Below are 22,301 nucleotides of genomic sequence, written 5' to 3' on the forward strand. Positions count from 1 at the left end.
GGCGAGCCGCAGGCCTCGCAACGCCCACGCCACCTGGTGGCCCTTGGTCCGAAGACCGGTGCCGGCGCATCACTGAGCTCTGCCGACTCTCGGCAGGGCTCGGTTCGGCGTGCCCTCACACACCCTTCCCCTTCCGGTCCGTCCCTCATGAGGCCATGAACAGACACAGATTTCTGCCTGCCCTGCTCGTCATCTCGCTCATCGGCACGATCATGGAACTCGACATGTCCGTGCCGAGCTTCCCGGACATCGCCGACAGCCTCGGCACGTCCGGCTCCTCGGTGCAGCTGACGATCACGTACAACTTCTTCGGCTACTGCCTGGGCGCCCTGGCCTACGGGCCGTTGTCCGACCGCTTCGGCCGGCGCACGGTGATGCTCGCCGGCAACACGGTCATGCTGATCGGCGCGCTGGGCTGCGCCGTTGCGCCGAACATCACCGCCCTCCTCGCCTCCCGGCTCGTCCAGGGCGTGGGCGCGAGCACGTCCGTGGTCCTCGTCTTCGTCATCATCGCCGACGTCTACAAGGGCAACCAGCTGTTCAAGATGTACGGGCTCACCAACGCCGCGATGTCCGCCTTCATGACGGCGGCGCCCGCGCTGGGCGGCCTCATCAACCGTACGATCGGCTGGCGCGGCAACTACGCGACGGTCTTCGGCATCACGCTGGTGTCGCTGCTGCTGATGGCGTTCCTCCTGCCCGAGAGCAAGGGCGAGTTGGAGCAGGTCAGCGCGCGGAAGGTCGCCGCCGACTACCGGAGGCTGCTGGCGAGCAAGGAGTTCGTCGCCGCCTCGCTCGTCCCCAGCCTGCTGTTCGCCTCCTACATGGTCTTCATCGCGTCCAGCTCCTTCCTCTACACCGACACCTTCGGCCTGTCGACTGTGGAGTTCGCCGGCCATCTGCTGATCATCGTGGCCTCGTTCGCGGTGACCAGCCTCCTGGCCTCGAAGATCGTTGCGCTCCTGGGCGGCCCGGAGCGCACGGTGGCCTGGAGCATCGCCGTCACGGTCGCCGGCATCGTGCTGTTCCTCGTCTTCGGCGAGGGCGCCTGGGCGACCACCGGCCCGATCGCCGTCTTCTGTATCGGCTTCGCCGCGGTCTACCCGGTCGTCTTCGGCCGCTCGATGAACGTCTTCCCCGAGCTCCAGGGGGCGGCCTCCTCGCTGACCATGAGCGGGCGGGCCCTGCTGGTCACCCTGCTCACGGGCGTCGCCAGCAGCCTGTTCACCGGCCACTCCATCGTGACCGCCGGAGTGATGGCCGTCGCCATCGCCGTCGCCGCACCCCTGGCCTTCCTCAAGCCCAGGACGGCACCGGCCGGTGCCGAGACGGCCGAGGCCGAAGCGGTGGCCGAGGCCGGCTGAGCCGACGGCCCGGCCGTCCCCGATCCCCTTCTGCTCCTTCCCTTTTCCGACAGCGAGGCGGCGACACCGGTCGCCGCCGCCGCACGGACGCACACGCACCGAGGGCGCGGGGCTGCACCGTCATGCCCCGCGCCCGGAGAGAGGCCCGTCATGAGCGCCATCGGCCAGGAGAACCCCGCAGCCGACCGGACGTTGCCCAGCCTGACCGCGGAGTACGTCGCCAGGTGGGAATCCCGTTCCTCCGTCCGCACCCGCCCGCGCAAGACCATCGACTTCACGCAGGAGGGCTACTTCTTCCCCGAGGACAAGCAGCCGCTGCTACTGGCAGAGGAAGTCGCGTCGCTGGGCCGGGCGGGCAAGGAGGAGATCCTCGTCCAGTCCTTCTACAAGTACCTGCACGACATCGTGAACCTGGAGATCAAGGAGATCGTCTCCGCCTGCTCGAAGATCCTCTACACGGACCTTCCGGTGGAGTTCACCGCCGAGACGAAACTCAACACCCACTCGGTCATCATCGACGAGTACTACCACGTCTACATCGCCCAGGACATGATCCTGCAGCTGCAGCAGCACTACCCGGACCTGCGCACGCTCGAGCACCCGATATCGGACTCGCAGCGCGCCGTGGCCGAGATCAAGAAGAAGCTCGACCCCAAGTACCACGACATCTTCGAGATCCTCGCCAACTGCTGCTTCGAGACCACGCTCGTGCGTGAACTCGTCGAATTCTTCAACAGCCCCGGCGTGCACCCGTCGATCAAGTACTACATCAACGACCACATGAACGACGAGTCGCGGCACTACGCCTTCTTCTACGACCTGATGACCTACCTGTGGGCGGAAATCCCGGAGGAATACCGGGAAGCGATCGGCACGCACCTCGCCGAGTTCACGACGCTCTACCTCTCCGTGGAGTCGGAGAAGCTCTTCAACATCGAACTGCTCGACTCCTTCATCGACGACCGGCAGCAGGCACAGAAATCCGTCGAGGCGCTCTACGCGGGCTTCGAGATCACCCCGGACGTGCCGATCGTCAAGAACGTCCTGCGCGCGCTGCGCAATGCCGGAATGCTCGCCCACCCCTCCGTCCGCGAGAGCTTCGCCCGGATCGGCTGGACCGTCTGAACCCCGGTCCGGTACACCGCCTTTCCGCCCAGCCCAGGAACCACTGAGGACGCACCCATGGAACCCACGACTTCCCCCGCCTCCACCATTTCCCACCGCACCTCCACCCGCATTTCCGACGACGTCGCCACCAAGGAACTCGCGGCGCAGATCGCGGACCGGCTCCGTCAGGCGGAACAGCTCGTGCTGCCGCTCGACGAGACCCTGGACATCCTGGACCAGCTGCAGGAGTTCGAGCTCGGCCGCTTCCTGCTGCACAACCGGGGTCTCAACGGCTACTGGACCTCGTACATCTTCCGCAACGCCCCCGAGGGTCCCGTCACCCCGCTCGAGCACTGGCTGCTCAACGACTCCCTGCTGTGCCAGGCCCGCGAGCGCTACCACCGCTTCAAGGAGGAGATCGCCGGCCGCATCACCGAGGGCGCGGCCCTGGCGTCCATACCCTGCGGTGTGATGGACGACCTGCTGCAGCAGGACTACAGCGGCGTCGAGGACTTCCGGATCGTCGGCATCGACATCGACGAGGAGTCCGTCGCCTACGCCCGGGAGAACGCGGAGCAGCGCGGGCTCTCCGCACACACCGAGTTCGAGGTGCGCGACGCCTGGAAGCTGGGCGTGGACGGCGAGTTCGACCTGATCGTCAGCAACGGCCTGAACATGTACGAGTCGGACCCGCAGCGGCTGACGGACCTGTACCGCAGCTTCCACCAGGCGCTGCGCCCCGGCGGCCGACTGCTGCTCAGCTTCCTCACCCCGCCGCCCCCGCCGCCGTGGGTGGCGCCCGAGCACGCGGCCGCCTGGGAGAAGTACGACATCCCGGAGGCCGACCTGCGCCGCGAGCTGTCCATCATGGGCGACATCGTCCAGGTGACGTACCTGAACTTCTCCGCCGAGGACGAGGTCCGGGCCCAGCTCGAAGCCGCGGGCTTCACCGTGCAGGCGGTCCGCTACAACGCCGGCGGCGTCCTGCCCATCGTCACCGCCGTCAAGTGACGCACCAGGCAACGGCCTGACGGGGCATGCCGGTTCCCGCTCCGGGGCGGGAACCGGCATGCCCCGAGCCCCGTACCACCCCCGAACTACGGCCCTGGAGCCCCCTTTCCATGATCACTGCCACCGGTCTCGAACTGCGCGCCGGCGCCCGCGTCCTCATCGAGTCGGCGTCCTTCCGCATCGCCAAGGGCGACCGCATCGGCCTCGTCGGCCGCAACGGCGCCGGCAAGACCACCCTCACCAAGTGCCTCGCGGGCGAGGGCATCCCGGCAGCCGGCACCATCACCCACTCCGGAGACATCGGCTACCTGCCGCAGGATCCACGCACCGGCGACCTGGACGTCCTGGCGCTCGACCGCGTGCTGTCCGCCCGCGGACTGGACACGGTGATCCGCTCGATCCGCGAGTGCCAGGAGCGCATCGCCTCCGGCCGGGGCGCGACGCGCGAGAAGGCGATGAAGCGGTACGAGCGGCTGGAGAGCGAGTTCCTGGCCAAGGGCGGCTACGCGGCCGAGGCCGAGGCGGCCACCATCGCCGCCAGCCTGGGCCTGCCGGACCGGATCATGGAACAGCCGCTGCACACCCTCTCCGGCGGTCAGCGCCGCCGCGTCGAGCTCGCCCGGATCCTCTTCTCCAGCGCCGACATCCTGCTGCTGGACGAGCCGACCAACCACCTGGACGCGGACTCGGTCTTCTGGCTCCGGGACTTCCTCAAGACCTACCAGGGCGGCTTCGTCGTCATCTCCCACGACATCGACCTCGTCGAGACCGTCGTCAACAAGGTGTTCCATCTGGACGCGAACCGGGCGGTCATCGACGTCTACAACATGAGCTGGAAGCAGTACCAGGCCCAGCGCACTGCCGACGAGCGCCGCCGCAAGCGCGAACGGGCCAACGCCGAGAAGAAGGCGGCCGCCCTCAGCTTCCAGGCCAACAAGCTGCGCGCCGGCACCAAGGCGGTCGCCGCGCAGAACATGGCCCGCCGCGCCGAGAAACTGCTCGCCGACCTGGAGCCGGAGCGCCGCGCCGACAAGGTCGCCAAGCTGCGCTTCCCCGAGCCCGCGCCCTGCGGCAGGACGCCGCTGACGGCGGAGGGCCTGTCGAAGTCGTACGGCTCGCTGGAGATCTTCACCGACGTCGACCTCGCGATCGACAAAGGTTCCCGCGTCGTCATCCTCGGCCTCAACGGCGCGGGGAAGACGACCCTGTTGCGCCTGCTGGCGGGTGTGGACAAACCCGACACCGGCCAGGTGGTGGAGGGCCACGGCCTCAAGCGCGGCTACTACGCCCAGGAGCACGAGACCCTGGACGCGGACCGCACCGTCCTGGAGAACATGCGCTCGGCGGCACCGGGCATGGACCTGGCCGAAATCCGCAAGGTGCTGGGCTCGTTCCTGTTCTCCGGCGACGACGCGGACAAGCCCGCGGGCGTCCTCTCCGGCGGCGAGAAGACTCGTCTCGCCCTGGCCACCCTGGTGGTCTCCTCGGCGAACGTGCTGCTGCTCGACGAGCCCACCAACAACCTCGACCCCGCCAGCCGCGAGGAGATCCTCGGCGCCCTGCGCACCTACAAGGGCGCCGTCATCCTGGTCACCCACGACGAGGGCGCCGTCGACGCCCTCCAGCCCGAGCGCATCATTCTCCTGCCGGACGGCGTCGAAGACCTCTGGGGAGCGGACTACGCGGACCTGGTGGCGCTCGCGTGACCGTCGTCGCCCCCGTCGTCGCCCCTCCCGAACGCCTGGGCACCTCCCGGATGCCGGACGGCCGTCGGCTGGCCTGGGCGGAGTGGGGCCCGGCCGACGGCATCCCGGTCCTGCTGTGCCCGGGCGGCGCGACGAGCCGCCGGCTGGGCTTCGGTACCGAGGCGGTGCAAGCACTCGGCGTCCGCCTGGTCTCCGCGGACCGCCCGGGCCTGGGCGCCTCGGACCCGGCACCCGGCCGCACGCTGGCGGACTGGCCGGACGACGTTTGCGCGCTGGCGGCGGACCTCGGCCCGGGTCTCGACGGCCTGCGGGTGGTGGGCTGTTCGCAGGGCGTGCCCTTCGCGCTGGCCTGCGCGGCGCGCGGCATCGCGACGGCCACGGCCGTCGTCTCGGGCGGGCCCGACATGACCCTTATGTCGGCATATCTGGCCCCGGAGATCCGCGCCATGGTGGAGGCGGTGGCGGCGGACCCGTCGGCGGCCGAGGCGGCGTTCGCCGCCGGAGCGGATGCGGAAGCGATATGGGCGATGGTGACGGGGAGTTGTGCGGCGCCGGACCGTGCCCTCTTCGGCACCCCGTCGTTTGCGGCCGCGTACCGCGAAGCCCTCGCCGAGGGCTTCGCCCAGGGCCCGTCGGGCTACGCACGGGACACCGTGCTCACGATGGGGCGGTGGCCGTTCGACGTGGGAGGCATCACGGGGCCCGTGGACCTGTGGCACGGGGGCCTGGACACCAGCATGTTCCACTCGCCGGAATCGGGCGCGGCGTTGGCGGAGGCGATCCCGACCGCTCGCCGTCATGTCGTGGCGGAGGCGGGGGGCCTGGTGCTGTGGACGCACGGGGAGCGGATCCTGCGGGAGTTGGTGGGGAAGGTCGCGTAGAGGGCCTCATGCGAACGGTCCGGCCGGGGCTGCACCGGCCGGACCGTTGCCCCCGCAATCCCCCGAATTGCGGAGTTCTGGGGGGTGATCAGGAGTCGTACCAGACGACTCCGTCACCGCCGTCGTGCCCGATGGTCTGCGTCATGACGTTGCCGTCCTGCCAGTACTTGGGGTGCTGGGCCAGGAAGCCGCCGATGGACTGGACCGACGTGGCGTCGCACACGCCGTCGGTGCGGATGCAGAACCGCTGCACCGGAACGCCCTCGAACGTCGCAGGACCGGCGCCGGGGGACGTGAATCCCAAGGCGCTCCAGCCGTTCGGCACATGGGCCCAGATGCCGGTGCCGGGCTGCATGGGGTCGGCGTACAGCATTCCGTTCACCTGCGAGCGCGGTATGCCGGTGTCGCCGACGGCTATCTTCTGGAGCACCTGGTCGGCTATCTGTGCGCCTTGGGAGTATCCGACGATCGTGAAGCGGGCGCCGGGGTCGCGGCGGTGGGTGTCCTCCGCGGCGGTCAGCAGATTGCGGTACCCCTCGCGCACGCTCGCGTCGAAACTGAGGGCGGTCGCATCCGGGACATTGTGGCCGTTGAGCCAGGGGCCGGCGCTCGCCGGATAGCAGACCGGCACCGGGATGCCGCCGTCGAGGTGCTTGTTGGCGAAGGCATAGGTGCTCGTGCAGTCGGGCGCGGAGGCCGCCGAGCCGGTGCCGCCCACCTCCAGGTAGTAGTGGTGCACCGGATCCGCGTGGGCGACGGGTGCGGCGACAACGGAGGCAACCATCATGGCCGCCGCCGCGCCGGCAGCGCCCGTCGTCTTCTTCCATCTGCTGGCCAGAGTCATTGCTTCTCCTCTCCTCCAGTCACGTCCGGTCACGGTCACGGTTGCGGCCACGCAGAAACTCAACTGCTGTAGTCGTCATCGACGTTAGTGACGGCTTTGAAATCGCGATGAACCTGCAGGTGCCGGGGTTACGGGTGTCCACCCTCCGTCCGGAGGTGCTCGACGAGGGCCCGGAGGACGAAGAGATTCGGGGTCGCGGACGCGGCGGTCTCCGCAGTGCCGATCACGACGGCGTCGTCCCGGATCTCGATCCGCTGCACCTGCGACCAGCGCGCGGATGTCTCTCCGAACCCGATCCCTTCCCTGGTCAGCCAGATGTCCCCGAAGGCGAGCCGCTCACCCTCGCCGAGGCGGGCGAGCGCCAGGGGCAGTTGGGCATCGGTGACGGCCCGTTGGATCTCCGGGACCCATTCCTCCTCTTCGCCGTGCGACAGCGTGATCCGTTCTCCTTCGGCATCGGTGAACGTGAAAGTGCCGTCCTGCCGGAACACAGAGGTGGTGTCGTAGCGGAGGACGCGGATCCGCCCCATGACGACGACCGTCATTCCGCGCTCGTACAGATCCAGCCGCGCGTCCGGATTCGCCCTCGCCGCGGAGGGCAGGCCGCTGCGGACGAGGGCCAGCAGGCCACGGATCCCCCGACGTTTCCATGTACCGTCCACGTGTGCCGCGTAGGTGGCACGTCGTCTGCCGAGGTGCGCGCGGCCGGCCGCTGCGGAGATCCTCGCCAGCAGCAGTTCCTCGCCGCGCTTCGGCGGCGTCGCCCCGGTCACGGCGTGGCTCCGGCGAGGCCGAGACCGGCGTCGTACCCGCGCAGGATCATCTGGTGCGTCCGGCGGAGCAACTGGCCCGGGGACACGCCCAGGTCGTCGGCCAGCCGACGGCGGGTGCGCTCGAACACGGTCAGCGCGTCCGCCTGCCGGCCGCCGAGGTAGAGCGCGCGCATCAGCATCGCGGCGACCGGCTCGTTCAGGGGCTGCGCCACGGTCAGGGCCCACAGCTCCTCGATCGCCTCGGTGTGCCGGCCCAACCGGAGCTGCCAGTTCAACTTGCGTTGAGCGAGGGCGGTCCTGCGCTCGGTGAGCCGCAGCCGTTCCAGCTCGGCCAACGGTCCGGGCAGGCCGGCCAGGAGCTCCCCGCGGAAGAGGCCCAGCGCCTGGGAGCAGAAGCGGACCGCCTCGGTCAGCTCGCCGGCCCGCTCGGCCGTTCCGGCGGCGGTGACGAGTTCCTCCATGCGCGCCATGTCCACCTTGGCCGCGCCGGGGAGCAGCCGGTAGCCGCACCGGCTGTGCTCGATCACCGAGCCGGGGCCGTCCCCGCTGCGCAGGATCTTGCGCAGCCGGTAGATGTACACCGGCACCACGTTCGTCAGGGGAGGCTCCATCCCCCACACCCCGTCGAGCAGTTCCTGCTGGCTGACCGCCCGGTCGGGGCACAGCACGAGCGCGGCGAGCACGGCCTGCTGACGGAGGTGTCCGAGGTCGACAGGCTGTCCGCCGCGCCATGCCTGGAGCGGTCCGAGGACGGATATCCGCAACGGCGGTTCCGGAGCACGACGTTCCGTCGCCCGGTGGACGGCTGCACGCGGCGCGGGGACCTTCGTCTGCCGGCGGGGGCCGCGGCCGGGTGTGACGAGGCCGCAGTCGAAGGCGTGGACGATGGCGGCGGCCCGGTCGCGCAGCCCGAGGACGGCGAGGATCCGCGTGAGGTGTCCGGCCACGGCGTCCTGGGGGATGGAGAGTGCGGTGGCGATCTCGGCGTCCCGCATGCCGCAGCCGACTGCGTAGAGCACTTCGCGCTCCTGATGGGTGAGGGGGGCAAGGGCGGGCTGGGAAATGGTTGCGGTCGTCGGCATCGTGGCTCCCGGGACTCCGGACGGCTCGGTGTGCTGGGCGGTCTGACGCATGCCGCCGACGCTGGCCGCGGGGCCGGAAAACGGACAGGCCAAGGGACCGGCCGTATGCGGCCGGTGGCCGCGATAGAGTCCCTCACCTGGGGAAATCGGCATGTCCGGGGGCGGGAAGGTCAGGACTTGTGACCAGTGAGTTCAGCACGCTGTTGCGGCGGTTCCGGCGCCGGGCGGGGATGACTCAGGAGGCTTTGGCGGAGCGCGCCAACGTGGGGGTGCGCACGATCCGCGGGCTGGAGACGGGCGAGCGCGCCGACCCCAGGGTGACCACGGTGCGACTGCTGGCGGACGCGCTCGGGCTGGAGCCCGAGGAACGCGAGGAGTTGCTGGCGGCGGTGGTGCGGCAGGGAGGGGAGGTGGAATCTCCGATTCCGCCGGAGATCCCACCGGAGGCTCCGCCCGTCGAACCCGCCCCGGCGCCACCCGGTTCGGCATTGGACGAAAGCCTGGCCGATGTCGCCGATCAGCTGGCGCAGGCGGTGGCGGCCCGCTGGCAGCGCGAGGAGGAACAGCGCCAGGTCCACGATCCGTACCCGCTGCCGGTGCGTTGGCAGGCGGTCCCCGAGGAGCTGACGGACCACTGGGCCAACATCCGCCGCCTGCCGGCGGGAAGTGCGCACAGTCCGCTCGACCTGAGCGGGCGGCTGGACGAGATCGTGGCGGTGTACCGGAGGATCCCGTCGGGCCGGTTGGTGCTGCTGGGCCGGTCCGGCTCGGGGAAGACAGTACTGACCGTCCGCTTCGTCCTGGACTGCCTCAAATCCCGCACCCACGCCGACGCCGTACCGGTGATCTTCAGCATCGGCTCGTGGGACCCCACGGTCATCACGTTCCGCGCCTGGCTGACCGCACAGTTGACGCGGGACTACCCGGGCCTCGCGGCACCGGCGCCGGGCGGCTCGACCCTGGCGGCCGTCCTGGTGGAGACGGGCCGGGTGCTCCCGGTGCTGGACGGCTTCGACGAGATAGCCGACGGCCTGCGCCGCCCGGCCCTGGAGTCGCTCAACGCGACAACGCTCCCCCTGGTGTTGACGAGCCGTCCGTCCGAATACGCGGCGGCAGTGGCGGAGACGGACGTGCTCACCGCCGCCGCGGCGGTGGAGCTGACCGATCTGACGTTGGACGACCTGGCGGACTACCTGCCGCGCACCACGCGCAAGGCCCGCGGCGGGGACCCCACGGCGACGGCCTGGGACCCGGTCCTGACCGAACTGCGCGAACGACCGGAGGACCGGGCCGGCGCCAACCTGGCTGCGGTGCTGACCACTCCCCTCATGGTCACCCTCGCCCGCGCCGTGTACAGCGACACCCCCGGGCAGGACCCGGCTGCACTCCTGGACACGGGGCGCTTCGGAAGCCCGGAGGAACTGGAGGACCACCTCCTCGACAACTTCACCACGACTGCCTACCGCCCACGCCCCGGGGACCGGCGCCATGAATTCGATCCGGAACGGGCCAGATACTGGCTCGGCTACCTCGCCGACCACCTGACGCGGCTCGACACCCCCAACTTGGAGTGGTGGCGCCTCGGCTGCGCGGCGCGGCGCTCGACGCGCACGCTGGCGACGGCGGTGGTGATATGCGTCGTCATAGGCCTGACGGACTGCCTGGTCGGCCTCCTCACCGACACCGTCGTCGGCCAGATCGTGGACGGGCTGATGGCAGGGCCTTTCGCCGGGCTGGTGTTCGGCGTCACGTACTGGTTCATGGTGGCGGCCAAGGGCACGGCGGTGGCGCCGACCAGTGTGCGCTTGAGACTGTTCGGCAGAGCGGGCAGACCGCTACGAAGAACCGTCCACCGATTGCTGATCGGCGTACTCTTCGGCCTCGCCTTCGGCTCCGGCTTCGGCGCCCTGCACGGACTGTCCCACCTCTTCCAGGGCGCCGCCCTCACGACCTGCCTGCGCGCCGCCCTCGGCGACGGTCTCTTCTACGGAACCGTCTTCGCCCTGGGAGCGGGCCCGGCGTTCGGCATCCTGGCCCTCCTGGAAACCCCGCGCGACATCCGGTCCGCTGTCAACCCGGTGAGCCTGCTGCAGGAGAACAGCCGCACGGTCCTCACCCAACTGACCGTCTGGGCCCCCGCCTTCGGCCTCCTCGTCGGCTCCTGCTCCGGAGTGGTCATCCACAACATGCCGGCCTTCATGGGCCCGTACAACTGGAACCTCTCAGGAGCCTTCAAACTGGGCACGGCCAGCGCCCTGGGCGGCGGCCTCGGCTACGCACTCGGCCTGACGGCGTGGGGCCAGTGGGTGGTCTTCTCCCGCATCTGGCTGCCGTTGACGGGGCGTTTGCCGTGGTCGGTGATGGCATTCCTGGAGGACGCGTACGAGCGGGGGGTGCTGCGGCAGGCGGGGGCGGTGTATCAGTTCCGGCATGCGCGGTTGCAGGGGTATTTGGCGCGGGGGTACGGGGAGCGGGGGGCTGGAGAACAGGCAGGAGCGTAGGGCAGTTGCCATGGGACCGCGCTCCTCTCCGACACGCCGCCCTCATACGAGGGCAGCCGCAGACTGCTGGCCCGAAGACACACCAGCGGCGCACCGGACAGCCAATGCGCCCAGCGAGTCGGGAACCGGCAACCCACGTTCGGACGTCCAGGCTCGCCTCGCAGCGTTCCGCTGCCGAATGGTTTCGGCCGCCACCCATGAGCCGTCGGCCGCGCGAGTTACCATCGCCGACAGCCGCGCAGTTGCACGGACAGCGTTAGTGGAATGGTGCGTCAGGGAGAATGACATGTCGCGGGGTTCGCGCGTGCACAGAAAACACGCTCTCTTGCAAAGGCTCGGCGCGCCGTTGGCGGGCACACGGGAGACTTCAGCCGCGGCCGCCCTCTCCCCGGCGCAACAGCAGGTCTGCAGAGGAGACCTCAAACGACTGCGCAGGGCCTCGGAAGCGGTCCTGGCCCGTCTGGATCTGCCCGACGGATGCAGCATCGCCACGCTCATGGAGCGGCTCAGCGCGGATCGCGGCCGCCCCATCCAGCTCGTGGAACTCCCTCTGGGAGCAAAGTCGCCCTGCGGCATGTGGCTGGCGACCGACGAAGCCGACATCATCGTCGTCGAATCGAACACCAGCCGGCTGCATCGTGATCACATCATCGCCCACGAGCTCGCGCACATGCTGTGCGGGCATCGCGACTCCACCGGACCGGACCCGACGGGGCTCGGGCACCTGTTGCCGAGTCTGGACCCTCGGCGCGTCCGCGAGATACTCGGGCGTACGAGCTACTCCAGTACGGAGGAGCAGGAGGCGGAAACCGTCGCCTCCCTCATCCTCGAACGGGTCACCCGCCCACCGGTGGAGCCCCGTTGGGACGTCCCGCCCGTCGACGCCGAGACCGTCGCGCGCATCGATCACTCCCTCAATCCCGGCAAACCCGGCTGACCCGGCTGACCTCGCGGTCCCTGCCGAAGCTCGCGCACACCGCCGCCCTCTCGTCGTCGGACTGCGGCGATGCCAGGAGGTGTCATGGCCGACGTGAAGGCCGTGGTGTTCCCGGCGTGCGCGGCCCTGTGCGCGCTGGCCTTCCTCTACAAGCTGCGCGACGTACGGCACCGGCGGGACGACCCGGCGCTGCTGGCGCTGCTCGTCGCCTTTTCCTGCAAGGGTGTCTCCTTCACGCTCTCCACGCCGCTCGTCGCGCGAAAGGTGGACGTCGCCCTGGGAGTGGACGACCTGGGGGCGTTGGGCATCCATCTGTTCGGCGGCGTGGCCTCCAGTGCCGCATTCCTCACCGCGATCGTCTACTGGGTGTACCCGCGCGAGGAGGCCCAACGACGCGCGCTCGTACGGCTCCTGGCCGCGGCCGCAGTGGCGGTCGTCATGATCGGTCTGTGGGTCGCGGCGAAGCACGGGGGCCAGCAGCGCAGTGCGCACTACCTCGTGCAGAACGTGCACCGCCCGGTCGTGGCCGCATATCTGCTCCTGTACGTCAGCGCCTTCGGCTCCGGGATGATCGAGATCATCCGCCTGTGCCTGAGGTACGGGCGGGTGGCGGGGCGACAGTGGCTGCGCAGAGGGCTGCACACCACGGCGGTCGGCGCGGGCGCGTGCCTCGTCTACTGCCTCAACCGCCTGCTCGCCCTGATCACTTCGCAGTGCGGGCTCGACCCGCTGGAGTGGGAGCTGCTGACGCCGGTCGCCAACGGCGTGGGCATCTTCTTCCTGGTGGCGGGGCTCACCATGCCGTCGTGGGGTCCCCGGGTGTCCGACGGGCGGCGCATGGCCCGTAACTTCATCACGTACCAGCGGCTGCACCCGCTGTGGCATGCGCTGTCCACGGCGGTCCCCGGCATCGCGCTCGATCCGCAGCCGGCCGGCCGCCTCGCCCGTCTGCTGCCGGGCGACATCAACTTCCGTCTCTACCGCAGGGTCATCGAGATACAAGACGGCCTGCTCGCCCTGCGTCCCTACATGGATTCGGACATCATCGCCGCCGCCCGGCGGTCGGCAGACGAGGCGGGGCTGTCGGGCGACGCGCTGCAGGCCCAGGCACAGGCCGTGTCGCTGGCAGCAGCCCTGCGCGCGAAGCGCGACCACCGGCAGCAGCCGGGAGAGGAGCCCGCGCCTCTCGGCCCGGACGCGACGAGGGGCGGTGGCTACGCCGACGAGGTGGCGTGGCTGCTGAAGGTCGCCCAGGCGTACACCGTCCTTCCATCCGCTGAGACTTCCACCGAGACATCCGCCGAGACCACTGAGAGGACCACTCGATGAAGTACCGCAAGCTCGGGGCCGACGGGCCCGAGGTGTCGGCGATAGGCCTGGGCTGCATGGGCATGTCGATCGCTTACGGCGTCCCCGACGAGGAGGAGTCCCAGCGCACCCTGGACCGCGCCCTGGAGACGGGCGTCACCCTGCTCGACACCGCGGATGCCTACGGACAGGGCCTGAACGAGGAGTTGGTGGGCCGCTGGCTGCGCCGGCACACGGGAGACCGGGACCGGGTGGTGGTCGCGACGAAGTTCGGCCTGCGCCACGACGCAGCCACCGGCCGGGTGGGCGACGTCGACACCTCCGCCGTCTACGTCCCGGTCGCCTGCCGCGCCTCCCTGCGCCGCCTGGGCACCGACCACATCGACGTCTACTACGCGCACCGCAGGAACCCGGACACTCCCGTCGAGGAGACGATGGGCGCGCTGTCCCGTCTCGTGGACGAAGGGCTGGTGCGTCACGTCGGCCTGAGCGAGGTCAGCGCCGACACGCTCCGCAGGGCGCACGCCATTCATCCCGTCAGCGCGGTGCAGGTCGAGTACTCGCTCTTCACCCGGAACGTGGTGGAGGGCGAACTCCTCGACACCTGCCGGGAACTGGGCATCGCGGTCGTGGCGTACTCCCCCCTGGGACGCGGCATGCTCACCGGGGTGCTCTCCTCCCGCGATGACCTGGACCCGAACGACAACCGGCGCCGCTGGCCGCGGTTCGCCGACGACAACATCGCCCGGAACCTGGCACTCGTCCAGGCCGTGGGGAACGTCGCCGCGCGGATCGGCTGCACCCCGGCCCAGGCGGCACTGGCATGGCTGCTGGCCCAGGGGGACGACATCGTGCCCATTCCCGGTACCAAGCGCCGCCGGTACCTGGATGAGAACGCCGGTGCGGTCGACCTGCGCCTGGACCCGAGCGACCTCGCCCTGCTACGCGAGGCCGTGCCGGAGGAGGCGGTGGCGGGCGAACGGTACCCGGTTCAGGCGCTGGAGCGGGTGGGGCACTGAGACCCCGCCCCCGCCTCTTGCTCGCCTCGAGCACGACCGTAGGGCGTCGCGCGAGAGACCTGGCCAAGACGGTGACCTGGTACCGGCAGAACGCGACCTAGTGAGAGCCGTGGTTGAGAGAACAGGGTGCCTGGCGGGCGGCTGACGGCGCCGGGCACTGCTCTCCACTGACGGTTCCTGTAGTTCGGTCGGCGTGCGGATTCGTGCCCTCCACTGCACCGCCGCGCCGAACACCGCCCGGACGACCACTCCGCAGGCTTCGGCTTCGGTACCACAACTCATGTCGGTACTGGCCGCAGAACGCCAGACGCAGGCCGGCCCGGGCGTCCCCCTGCCAGAGGCGGGCGCCCCAGGGCAGCCACCCGGCGGTAAGGGGCGCACACAGAACTGCGAAGGCAGGTCGCAGCACTTGCACGGGGTGGAGTTGGTGGGGAGCCAGCCGGGGGCTGGGCGGCCGTAACCTGCTCCATCCCAGCCCCGCAACAGGTTTGACGCCCAGAGGAGGTACAGCGCACTGACAGACTCAACGCGCCGACACGCGAGTCCGACAGGGTTAGCGGTCCGATCTCTTTTGACTGTCTATGAACGCCCGCCAGGCGTTCGCACTGAAGGAGATGGTTATTCGACGTCTGGGATCCTTGGTGTCGCGAACTGCATGACGACCATCAGAGAAGGCGGCGTGCTCGAGGCAGTTGTTGTTGCTACCGCTGTAGCTGCTCTTGCGCCACGCGGGCACTCTGCCAGTCATGACCCGTTTTCCTCGATGAGTGCGCGAATGAGCTGCCTCGAGTCGGAAGGGGACAGTGCGACGGCTGTCAGCTCCTCCCATGCACATGCGTACGCCTGCACGTCGCGCGCCTGTTCAAGCAACGTACCACCAGTCAGGTACTCCAGCCATGCAACATCGATTGACGACTCGCCTCGGAACGTGAAGAGGCTGAAGGACCCGAACTGATCCACCACGAACCGCGCCTTGAGCGGGAGGACTTGCACAGTGACGTTCGGCCGGCGACCCACTTGCTCGAGATACCGAAGCTGCTCGGCAACCATGGCACGGGGCCCCGCGATGCGATGCAGCGCCGGTTCGTCCACCACCGCACGCAGCCTGAAGCCCAGGTGATCGTCCAAGAGTTCCTTGCGTTTGAGTCGCGTCTCCACGAGTGCATTCACTTGATCTTCGGGGAGTCGCGAGGCGAACAACTGACGCATATACGCCTCGGTCTGCAGCATCCCCGGCACGAGGGTCGGCTCATACACCCGAACAAGCCCCGAGTCGGACTCCAGCATCAAGTAGTCCCGCAGCGCATCGACCAGCGGCCCCTGTGACGTCCACCAGTCGACCTTGCGCACATCAGCAGCCAGCTTGCCCAAGCGTCGACGGTACCTGTCATCCGCCACTTCATAGAGGTCGAGGAGCGCCGTCAGATCCCCGAGCCTGATACCGCGGTTGCCGTTCTCGATCTGCGAGACCTTAGGTTGGCCACATCCCAGGCGTTTCGCCACCTCTGAGACGGTGAGGTTCCGCTCCGTACGGAGACGCCGCAGTTCGCTGCCAAGGCGCTTGCTACGCATGGTCGGCAGGCTTCTCTGATCCATGCGTGCATCATGGCCCACTCGCCCACACATCAGCGCTGTCATATGCCAATCCCTCCGGGCATGTATCACCTTGCTGGAAATAGTTGCCCACACGTGCGGCGCTGGTCCACCATCGAGACGCATCACGATCCGCAGTCGACACGTGACAGCAAGTTGATCAACCCTGCCCAGGCTTCCATCTGTTAGGACTTGGAGAGGACATGGCGATCCGCCCGCAACGATCAGGCCGGCAGCTGACGATGGACCTCGTACTGAGACCAACAGAGCTGGCCAAAGTGCGCCGAATCGTGCACTCCCAACTTCAGGACTGGAACCTGGCAGCGCAGGCAGACGACGTGGTGACAGTGGTCAACGAGCTGCTGACCAACGTCGTAGAGCACGTACCGGGCGCCAGCTGCAAGCTGATCCTGATGCACAAGGCGCACCTCCTCCACGTACGCGTCAGCGACGACTACGGCGGAATGCCGATCAAGCAGACGCCTCAGGCCGACCGAACAACCGGACGCGGCCTGGCGCTGGTTGACGTACTCACTCACGGATGCTGGAACGTGGTGGCGCAGTCGCCTGGCGGAGGCAAGGAGATCCACTGCCTGTTCGATATCTCGCAGGGGGCACCGCCAACCAAGACGGTCAGCCGAGCGCATGTCATCAGCGAGATCCACCGCTACGGAATCGCTCACCCCGAATGGCTGACAGAGGTCATCCACTACGCCCCTCTCGCCTGCGACCACTTGGCCACCGGAGAACGCTGTGGCCGCCGCTGCCTCACCGTCACCGTTGGCTCGGTCGTACACTCCGGCGACCGGGTGCGCCTGCTCGACGGGGCGCTGAAGCGACAGGACAAGTCACTGGAAGCCGCCGCACTCAGAATCACCGTCGAGGCAACCGGACTTCTGCTTGAGCCGACCGAAACAGCCATGCCGCTGTGGATCGAACAGCGCCGGCCCGCCCTCCGCGACAACCGGCCGCAACGAGACCGACTGCACTTCTGGTACCTCTTCGAGGCCTCTCCCGACTCCCCGGAATCGCCACGAGACCGGTACTCCTGGCTGCCCATTGGCGACCTCCCGCTCACCCCGCTGCGGAACCTGGTACCCACAGCCCCGCCGAGGGCGAGTCCATACGCGCCGTAGGCCGAAACGTCAGCGACTGTCCACACGCATACGACTGGGAATCGGAGACCGACACGGAGCGTTGGCCCAACCTGCAGAACGCACCACTTCACAGGCTGCCACACCCTGCACCCGCCTGGGTTGCCCGTCATTCCAGCCCCGTCATCACGCAACAAAGACCCGGCAGACCGCTCAGCCATCACCGCGAGGGCATGCCTCGTGTCGTGACCGAAGAAGTTTCGGGAACGTCTGGCAGGCGCCCACGCTCCTGATCCAGAATGTCGATCTCCGTTCGATTCTGGTAGGGAGCTCAACCGTGGTGGCGGTCGCACTGATGCACAACACCAATCTGATGTCCAAGAGGCTCCCGGAGCCTCCACCTCGATGGAGCGAACGCGGTGAGCGGAGCTTCGCCTATCCTCACAACGAGTGGAGAAGGCCGCGCAGTTGGTGCTTGGCCTTCTTCACCAATGCAGATCCCAACTATGAGCAGCGGCACATCATGGGTATCGGGGCAGCGTTTCCCGGCAGACGTAGCGGAACGTACGAACGAACTGTGATAGCCCGAGACTTCAAGCCTCTAGACAGACCACTGCGTCTGACTGACCTTGAGCGCCCCATGGAATCGAGCCGCAAGTACCTGCACGACGACGGGCGGCTGCCTCCCGTTGCTGGGCAGCGCCTCGTTGAATCCATACGCCAGTTGCGCCCCGAAACTGCGGATGCCCTGGCAGATCTCGAAGCGTCACTCGACATCGCTGCGCCCACAGGCCCGGCTGCCGAGCGGCTCAGCTTCGAGAAAGACGCCGTCGGCACAATGCTGGACGCCTCTGGAATCGACCGGGATCACATTGAAGCCTGGCGGCCGCTCCGCAGACCAAGCGGGGCAGAGGACCTCTCCATACCTTTCCTCGAAGGTCTCCCCGATCTCCGGCAAATCGAGGATCAGCAGATCGCGCACGACTACCACCGATTCCCTGGAATGGAAGGCTTCGATGCTGTCCAGGTGGGCTGGCGAGTCTTTCGCAGGCCCGGCGGATCCTCCCACCGCCTCTTCGTGTACAACGCCAACCGGAGCGACGTCGAGACTGTCATGGGGGTGGACATGATCTACGTCAACGAGTTCACCCAGAGTGTCACCACGGTCCAGTACAAACGCATGCGGCAGGAAGGGCGCTCGTGGGTATACCGTCACGACGTCACCACCGAACGCGAGCTTGAGCGAATGCGCAGCGTGGACAAGGCGTGTGAGTTCCAGGACCGTGGCGACCAACTACGGCTGCTCACCACCCCCAGCATGGTGAAGCTCTGCCGAACCGTCCCCTTCGTGATGGGTTCGACAAGCTTGATCCCCGGTATGTACTTGACAAGAGAGCATTTCGAGATCGTGCTATGGGACCCCGACTCCGTTGGCCCGCGGAGCGGCCGTCGCATCCTGGAGGAGGCGGTACCGCGCTACCTCAACAACACCACATTCACTACGCTCCTTAAGGACGGCTGGCTTGGTGCCCGAGGAGTCAACTACGACTACTTGCTCGAGCTGATCCAGGAAGTCCTTGTCAACGGGGCCGGATCTGTGGTCGTCGGAGTGCACCGAAGCGACGTACCACCAGGGAACCGCCGGGTCCCGTAGAGACAGTACTCCGGCACCAGCACTCTTTGAGCCGACCTGCGCCGTCCCTGGAGGAGGCGCCACCCGACAGCACATTGGTCTGCCGGGTGCCGCCTTCGGCCAGCAGAATCACCCAGTCAGCTCGTGGAGCCCTCCTGGGACCACTCATTGGCAAAGTACTCCATTTGCTTCAGCACCAGCTCGATGGCCTTCGGAGCCTGCTTGGGCGGGTAGCCGCGGCGGGCCAAGAGCCGCTTGATCGTGGTGCGGAGCTTGGCTCGTACCGGCTCGCGGGAGATCCAGTCCGGCTTGAGCTGGCTGCGGACCTGGGTGACAAGTTCGCGGGCGGTGCCGAGGTCGGCGACGGCGTCATAGAAGGCGAGTTCGTCGTTGCTGAGCTCGGGGTCGAACTTCTTACCGCGCTTGGCCTCCTCGGAGATCTCTTTGGCCATTTCGACCAGCTTCGCAATAATCTCCGCGCTGGTCAGCTGTTGCCGCATGTACTTGGCCATAAGGTCCTGGAGCCGATCGGAGAAGGCCGTCTGGCGGACGATGTTGTGCCGGGTGACCTCTCGCATCTTCTTCTCGACGAGGCGACGCAGGGCTTCCGCAACCAGGTGCGGAGTCTTTCCGCTCTGTAGCTGAGCTACCACGGCATCGTTGAGGTGGGTGAGTTCGGCGATATCGAGACCGGCCTCGGCGAACAAGTCAGTCACGCCGTCGGTCTCCACCACGGTGGAGGTGAGGTGCGCCAGGTAGATCTCAACGTCGCGGGCGATGGGCAGGCCCCGTGCCTCGCGGTCCATGGCGTCAAGCTTTGCCATGTACGCCCGTACTTCAACGAAGAACTGGATGTAGCGCCGGTACTGGGGCTCGTCCCGGAAGCGTGAGCCAATGTCGGCGGACGAGCCGGCGAGAGCGTAGAAGCGTTCCAGGCGGTGGGCGTGCTCGCGGAATCGGCGGGCAAGGGTGTCGTTGGGGTTGTCGAGTTGCTCTGGGTTGTTGCCGGGGGTGCCCGGGGAGCGCACGTGGTTGGCGGTGCGTAGGGCGGCGTCGATGAAGGCCCGCTGGGAGGGCTGGGCGAGCAGTGCCTTCCAATCCCAACCACGCAACATGGCGGCCAGGATGTCGTACCCGTTGCGCAGTTCGTCCAGGGCACGCTCGATGTCCTGGCCGAGCGTACGGTCCTGCTGGTCGGCCGCCGAGTATTCAGCGATGGCCTTCTGGAGGTTTTCGGTCAGAGGCGCATACCCGACGAGCAGGCCGTCTTCCTTACCGCGGTATCGGCGGTTGACGCGGGCGAGGGCCTGCATGAGATTGGCGCCCTTAAGGGGGCGGTCAAGGTACATGGTGTGAATCGGCGGGGCGTCGAAGCCGGTCAACAGCATGTTGTTGACGATGAGCAGTTCGAGCTCGTCGTCGGGATCCTTGGCTCGGTTGATGACGGCCTTGCGCTGGGAGTCCCGCAGGGCGTGGGCCTTGAGGTGGTCCGGGTCCTTGCGGGAGTCCGAGGAGAACACGATCTTCATCGCGCCCTTCTCGATGTCGTCGTCGTGCCACTCGGGCCGCAGCTCACGCAATGCGTCGTAGACCCGGACACAGATGTCGCGAGTGGCGCACACAATCATCGCCTTGCCGGCTGCCCCGCACGGCTCCTCGGACACCCCGACGAACGGCTTCATCCGTGCGCGCCGGGCCTCCCAGTGCTCGACCAGGTCGTGGGTCAAGTCGCGTATCCGGGCCGGAGCTCCGTACATGGCGTTCATATTGGCCACGGCCCGCTCGATGCGGGTGCGCTCGGTGTCGTCGAGGCGCTCCCGCTACACGCGCGGCAAGGCCTTCACCGCGCACGGTGGATGCGGCCTGCGAGTGGCTCGCGGGATCGAGCCGCAGGACCTGATCGCCGACATCCGGGAAATCGCCCGGGTCTGCGGCGAGCGCACGCCGCACCGCGAGCTGGAATTCGTCGACCACATCGTGCCGGTCAAGGACGAGCCCACCTTGAGCGCGCTCGATCAGGCTCTGGACAAGATGCTCGGACGCCCTGCCGACGGGCGGATCGCTGTATCCGTCCCCTCCGACCACCACGATGCTTACGCCGCGGCAACCGCGTACCGCACGAGGATCAACAGCACGGGCGCCTTTGACTCCGACGCCTTCGACCTTGACTACGCGCTCACCCGGGCCCGCCTCGCACGCCCCGGCGAGCGCCTGGACGTCCTGCGCGAGGGAACGGTAACGCTGCTGCGAGACCGATACATGGGCCCGACCGAGGTGCTTGCTGTCACTAGCGCCGTGGTCTGGCTTGAGACTGAGATCTCACTGGGATCCCGCCGGTTCTGTCTCATGGACGGCGAGTGGTACGAAATCGGGGCCGCCTATCTGGAAGAGACCGCCAACGTCGTAGCCGGGCTGTTTCCGCCCACCCCGTACTTCGACGCGCCCGCCTGGGAACAGGGCACCTCCGAGAACGGCTACAACAACGCCGTCGCCGACAGCCGCCCTGGCTGGGTCTGCCTCGACACCAAGAACGTCGCCAACCCCCTGCGCCGCACCGACCAGGTCGAGATCTGTGACCTGCTCACCGAGGACAACACCCTCGTCCTGGTCAAGCGCGCCGACAGCTCTGGCCCTCTCAGCCACCTGTTCAGCCAGGCCAGGGTCGCTGTGGAGCTGCTGTATGAATCGGCAGACGTGCGGGCTCAGTTCGCCGCGAAGGTCTTCAAGGAGAGCGGAGGTCGGCGCACCCTGCCCGAGGACTTCACGCCCAAGCGCGTCGTCCTCGCAATCCTCATCAAGAACCGGGCAGAGCTCACCCCTGAGGCGATCTTCGGCTTCTCTCAGATCACTATCGCCCAGACCGCGAAGGCGCTCATGGCCCGCGGCGTGACCGTGGAAGTCGTCGGCATCTGCAGCGCATCCAAAAGCGAGCTCCCCGAGGCCGCCTAACCTACCGGGGACAAGCCGAGTGACGCGACCGCGCTCTTGGCGACTTGCAAGACAGGTCCACCAGCAGCATTTCTACGTTGGCGAGGCGGATCCCCGGCCACCCTCGATCGATGAGCAGCCTCCATCTACACTCCTTGAGCACCAACAGCTGGTCGGCAACCCACTGTTCACCCCGCTGTCGAGGACAAGGGCACCGGTGATGCGGCCGCCCCAGCCTCGGGCGCCTAACCGGTGAGCTTGGCCCGCTTGCCCGCCACCGTCTCCGGGGCGGCCGGACCGTGTACCTCGTCGAAGGCGGCTATCAACTCGACCAGGGCTTCGCGCTCAACCTGACGTTGCGTGGCCCGCTCCAGGTACGCAGAAACGCCGCGCCTGCCAACCCACTCACGGATGGCCTGCAGCGTTCCCTCGGTCAAGATGACGGAGATACCGCTCGTGGGCCATCGCCCGAGGCGGAACCGGTGTCCTCAGCCATGAGGCCAGTGTGGCAGTCCACATG

Annotated in this window: 19 protein-coding genes; 12 read left to right on the forward strand and 7 right to left on the reverse strand. The window is 68.0% G+C overall.

The features are described from left to right. Positions 1-155: 155 nt before the first annotated feature. From ACMATS_RS10250 to ACMATS_RS10270, 5 genes are all read left to right on the forward strand, one after another. Positions 156-1,364 carry an MFS transporter gene (locus ACMATS_RS10250; protein WP_390778331.1) on the forward strand — a complete coding sequence of 403 codons (1,209 nt, stop codon included), beginning with the start codon at positions 156-158 and terminating at the stop codon, positions 1,362-1,364. A 150-nt stretch (positions 1,365-1,514) separates the two neighbouring features. Next, positions 1,515-2,489 (forward strand): diiron oxygenase, encoded by a 975-nt coding sequence (locus tag ACMATS_RS10255; RefSeq protein WP_414167750.1) that lies wholly within the window; start codon positions 1,515-1,517, stop codon positions 2,487-2,489. Positions 2,490-2,546: 57 nt separating this feature from the next. Then, complete coding sequence (locus ACMATS_RS10260; protein WP_414167751.1) at positions 2,547-3,482, forward strand: class I SAM-dependent methyltransferase; 936 nt, start codon at positions 2,547-2,549, stop codon at positions 3,480-3,482. A 110-nt stretch (positions 3,483-3,592) separates the two neighbouring features. Further along, on the forward strand, positions 3,593-5,188 hold the full coding sequence (locus ACMATS_RS10265; protein WP_414167752.1) for an ABC-F family ATP-binding cassette domain-containing protein: 1,596 nt from the start codon (positions 3,593-3,595) through the stop codon (positions 5,186-5,188). Beyond that, positions 5,185-6,069 carry an alpha/beta fold hydrolase gene (locus ACMATS_RS10270; RefSeq protein ID WP_414167753.1) on the forward strand — a complete coding sequence of 295 codons (885 nt, stop codon included), beginning with the start codon at positions 5,185-5,187 and terminating at the stop codon, positions 6,067-6,069. Before ACMATS_RS10265 ends, ACMATS_RS10270 begins: the two co-directional genes overlap by 4 nt. Before the next feature lie 88 nt (positions 6,070-6,157). Here ACMATS_RS10270 and ACMATS_RS10275 read toward each other — a convergent pair whose 3' ends face one another. From ACMATS_RS10275 to ACMATS_RS10285, 3 genes are all read right to left on the reverse strand, one after another. Continuing rightward, the gene (locus tag ACMATS_RS10275) at positions 6,158-6,913 is read right to left on the reverse strand and encodes a PE-PPE domain-containing protein (RefSeq protein ID WP_414167754.1); all 756 of its coding nucleotides are present in this window, start codon (positions 6,911-6,913) and stop codon (positions 6,158-6,160) included. A gap of 128 nt (positions 6,914-7,041) precedes the next feature. Further along, entirely contained in the window at positions 7,042-7,686 is a 645-nt protein-coding gene (locus tag ACMATS_RS10280) for a DUF6585 family protein (protein WP_414167755.1), read from the reverse strand. Then, complete coding sequence (locus tag ACMATS_RS10285; protein WP_414170690.1) at positions 7,683-8,768, reverse strand: BTAD domain-containing putative transcriptional regulator; 1,086 nt, start codon at positions 8,766-8,768, stop codon at positions 7,683-7,685. Before ACMATS_RS10285 ends, ACMATS_RS10280 begins: the two co-directional genes overlap by 4 nt. 179 nt (positions 8,769-8,947) lie before the next feature. Here ACMATS_RS10285 and ACMATS_RS10290 point away from each other — a divergent pair, with 179 nt between their 5' ends. From ACMATS_RS10290 to ACMATS_RS10305, 4 genes are all read left to right on the forward strand, one after another. Next, a complete protein-coding gene (locus ACMATS_RS10290; protein ID WP_414167756.1) occupies positions 8,948-11,269 on the forward strand; it encodes an NACHT domain-containing protein in 2,322 nt (773 codons plus the stop codon). Positions 11,270-11,615: 346 nt separating this feature from the next. Beyond that, on the forward strand, positions 11,616-12,206 hold the full coding sequence (locus ACMATS_RS10295; protein ID WP_414167757.1) for a toxin: 591 nt from the start codon (positions 11,616-11,618) through the stop codon (positions 12,204-12,206). 84 nt (positions 12,207-12,290) lie between these two features. After that, the gene (locus ACMATS_RS10300) at positions 12,291-13,535 is read left to right on the forward strand and encodes an MAB_1171c family putative transporter (RefSeq protein ID WP_414167758.1); all 1,245 of its coding nucleotides are present in this window, start codon (positions 12,291-12,293) and stop codon (positions 13,533-13,535) included. Continuing rightward, entirely contained in the window at positions 13,532-14,533 is a 1,002-nt protein-coding gene (locus ACMATS_RS10305) for an aldo/keto reductase (RefSeq protein ID WP_414167759.1), read from the forward strand. The genes ACMATS_RS10300 and ACMATS_RS10305 overlap by 4 nt, the downstream gene beginning before the upstream one ends. A gap of 553 nt (positions 14,534-15,086) precedes the next feature. On the opposite strand, the gene ACMATS_RS10310 is transcribed toward ACMATS_RS10305, so the two are convergent. After that, a complete protein-coding gene (locus ACMATS_RS10310; protein ID WP_414167760.1) occupies positions 15,087-15,368 on the reverse strand; it encodes a DUF397 domain-containing protein in 282 nt (93 codons plus the stop codon). Further along, positions 15,278-16,129, reverse strand: a complete 852-nt coding sequence (locus tag ACMATS_RS10315; RefSeq protein WP_414167761.1) for a helix-turn-helix domain-containing protein — start codon at positions 16,127-16,129, stop codon at positions 15,278-15,280. Before ACMATS_RS10315 ends, ACMATS_RS10310 begins: the two co-directional genes overlap by 91 nt. A gap of 200 nt (positions 16,130-16,329) precedes the next feature. On the opposite strand from ACMATS_RS10315, the gene ACMATS_RS10320 reads away from it, so the two are divergent. Next, a complete protein-coding gene (locus ACMATS_RS10320) occupies positions 16,330-17,262 on the forward strand; it encodes an ATP-binding protein (protein WP_414167762.1) in 933 nt (310 codons plus the stop codon). Positions 17,263-17,557: 295 nt separating this feature from the next. Beyond that, the gene (locus tag ACMATS_RS10325; protein WP_414167763.1) at positions 17,558-18,874 is read left to right on the forward strand and encodes a hypothetical protein; all 1,317 of its coding nucleotides are present in this window, start codon (positions 17,558-17,560) and stop codon (positions 18,872-18,874) included. Positions 18,875-18,990: 116 nt separating this feature from the next. Here ACMATS_RS10325 and ACMATS_RS10330 read toward each other — a convergent pair whose 3' ends face one another. Further along, the gene (locus ACMATS_RS10330) at positions 18,991-20,619 is read right to left on the reverse strand and encodes a type I restriction enzyme endonuclease domain-containing protein (protein ID WP_414170691.1); all 1,629 of its coding nucleotides are present in this window, start codon (positions 20,617-20,619) and stop codon (positions 18,991-18,993) included. Here ACMATS_RS10330 and ACMATS_RS10335 point away from each other — a divergent pair. Then, positions 20,609-21,802, forward strand: coding sequence for a TIGR04141 family sporadically distributed protein (locus ACMATS_RS10335; protein ID WP_414167764.1), 1,194 nt, complete (start codon positions 20,609-20,611; stop codon positions 21,800-21,802). The genes ACMATS_RS10330 and ACMATS_RS10335 overlap by 11 nt on opposite strands. A gap of 224 nt (positions 21,803-22,026) precedes the next feature. On the opposite strand, the gene ACMATS_RS10340 is transcribed toward ACMATS_RS10335, so the two are convergent. Next, positions 22,027-22,218, reverse strand: a complete 192-nt coding sequence (locus tag ACMATS_RS10340; RefSeq protein ID WP_414167765.1) for a hypothetical protein — start codon at positions 22,216-22,218, stop codon at positions 22,027-22,029. Positions 22,219-22,301 lie beyond the last annotated feature (83 nt).

The sequence above is a fragment of the Streptoverticillium reticulum genome (genome assembly GCF_047456005.1).
Taxonomy (GTDB): Bacteria; Actinomycetota; Actinomycetes; order Streptomycetales; family Streptomycetaceae; genus Streptomyces; species Streptomyces reticulum.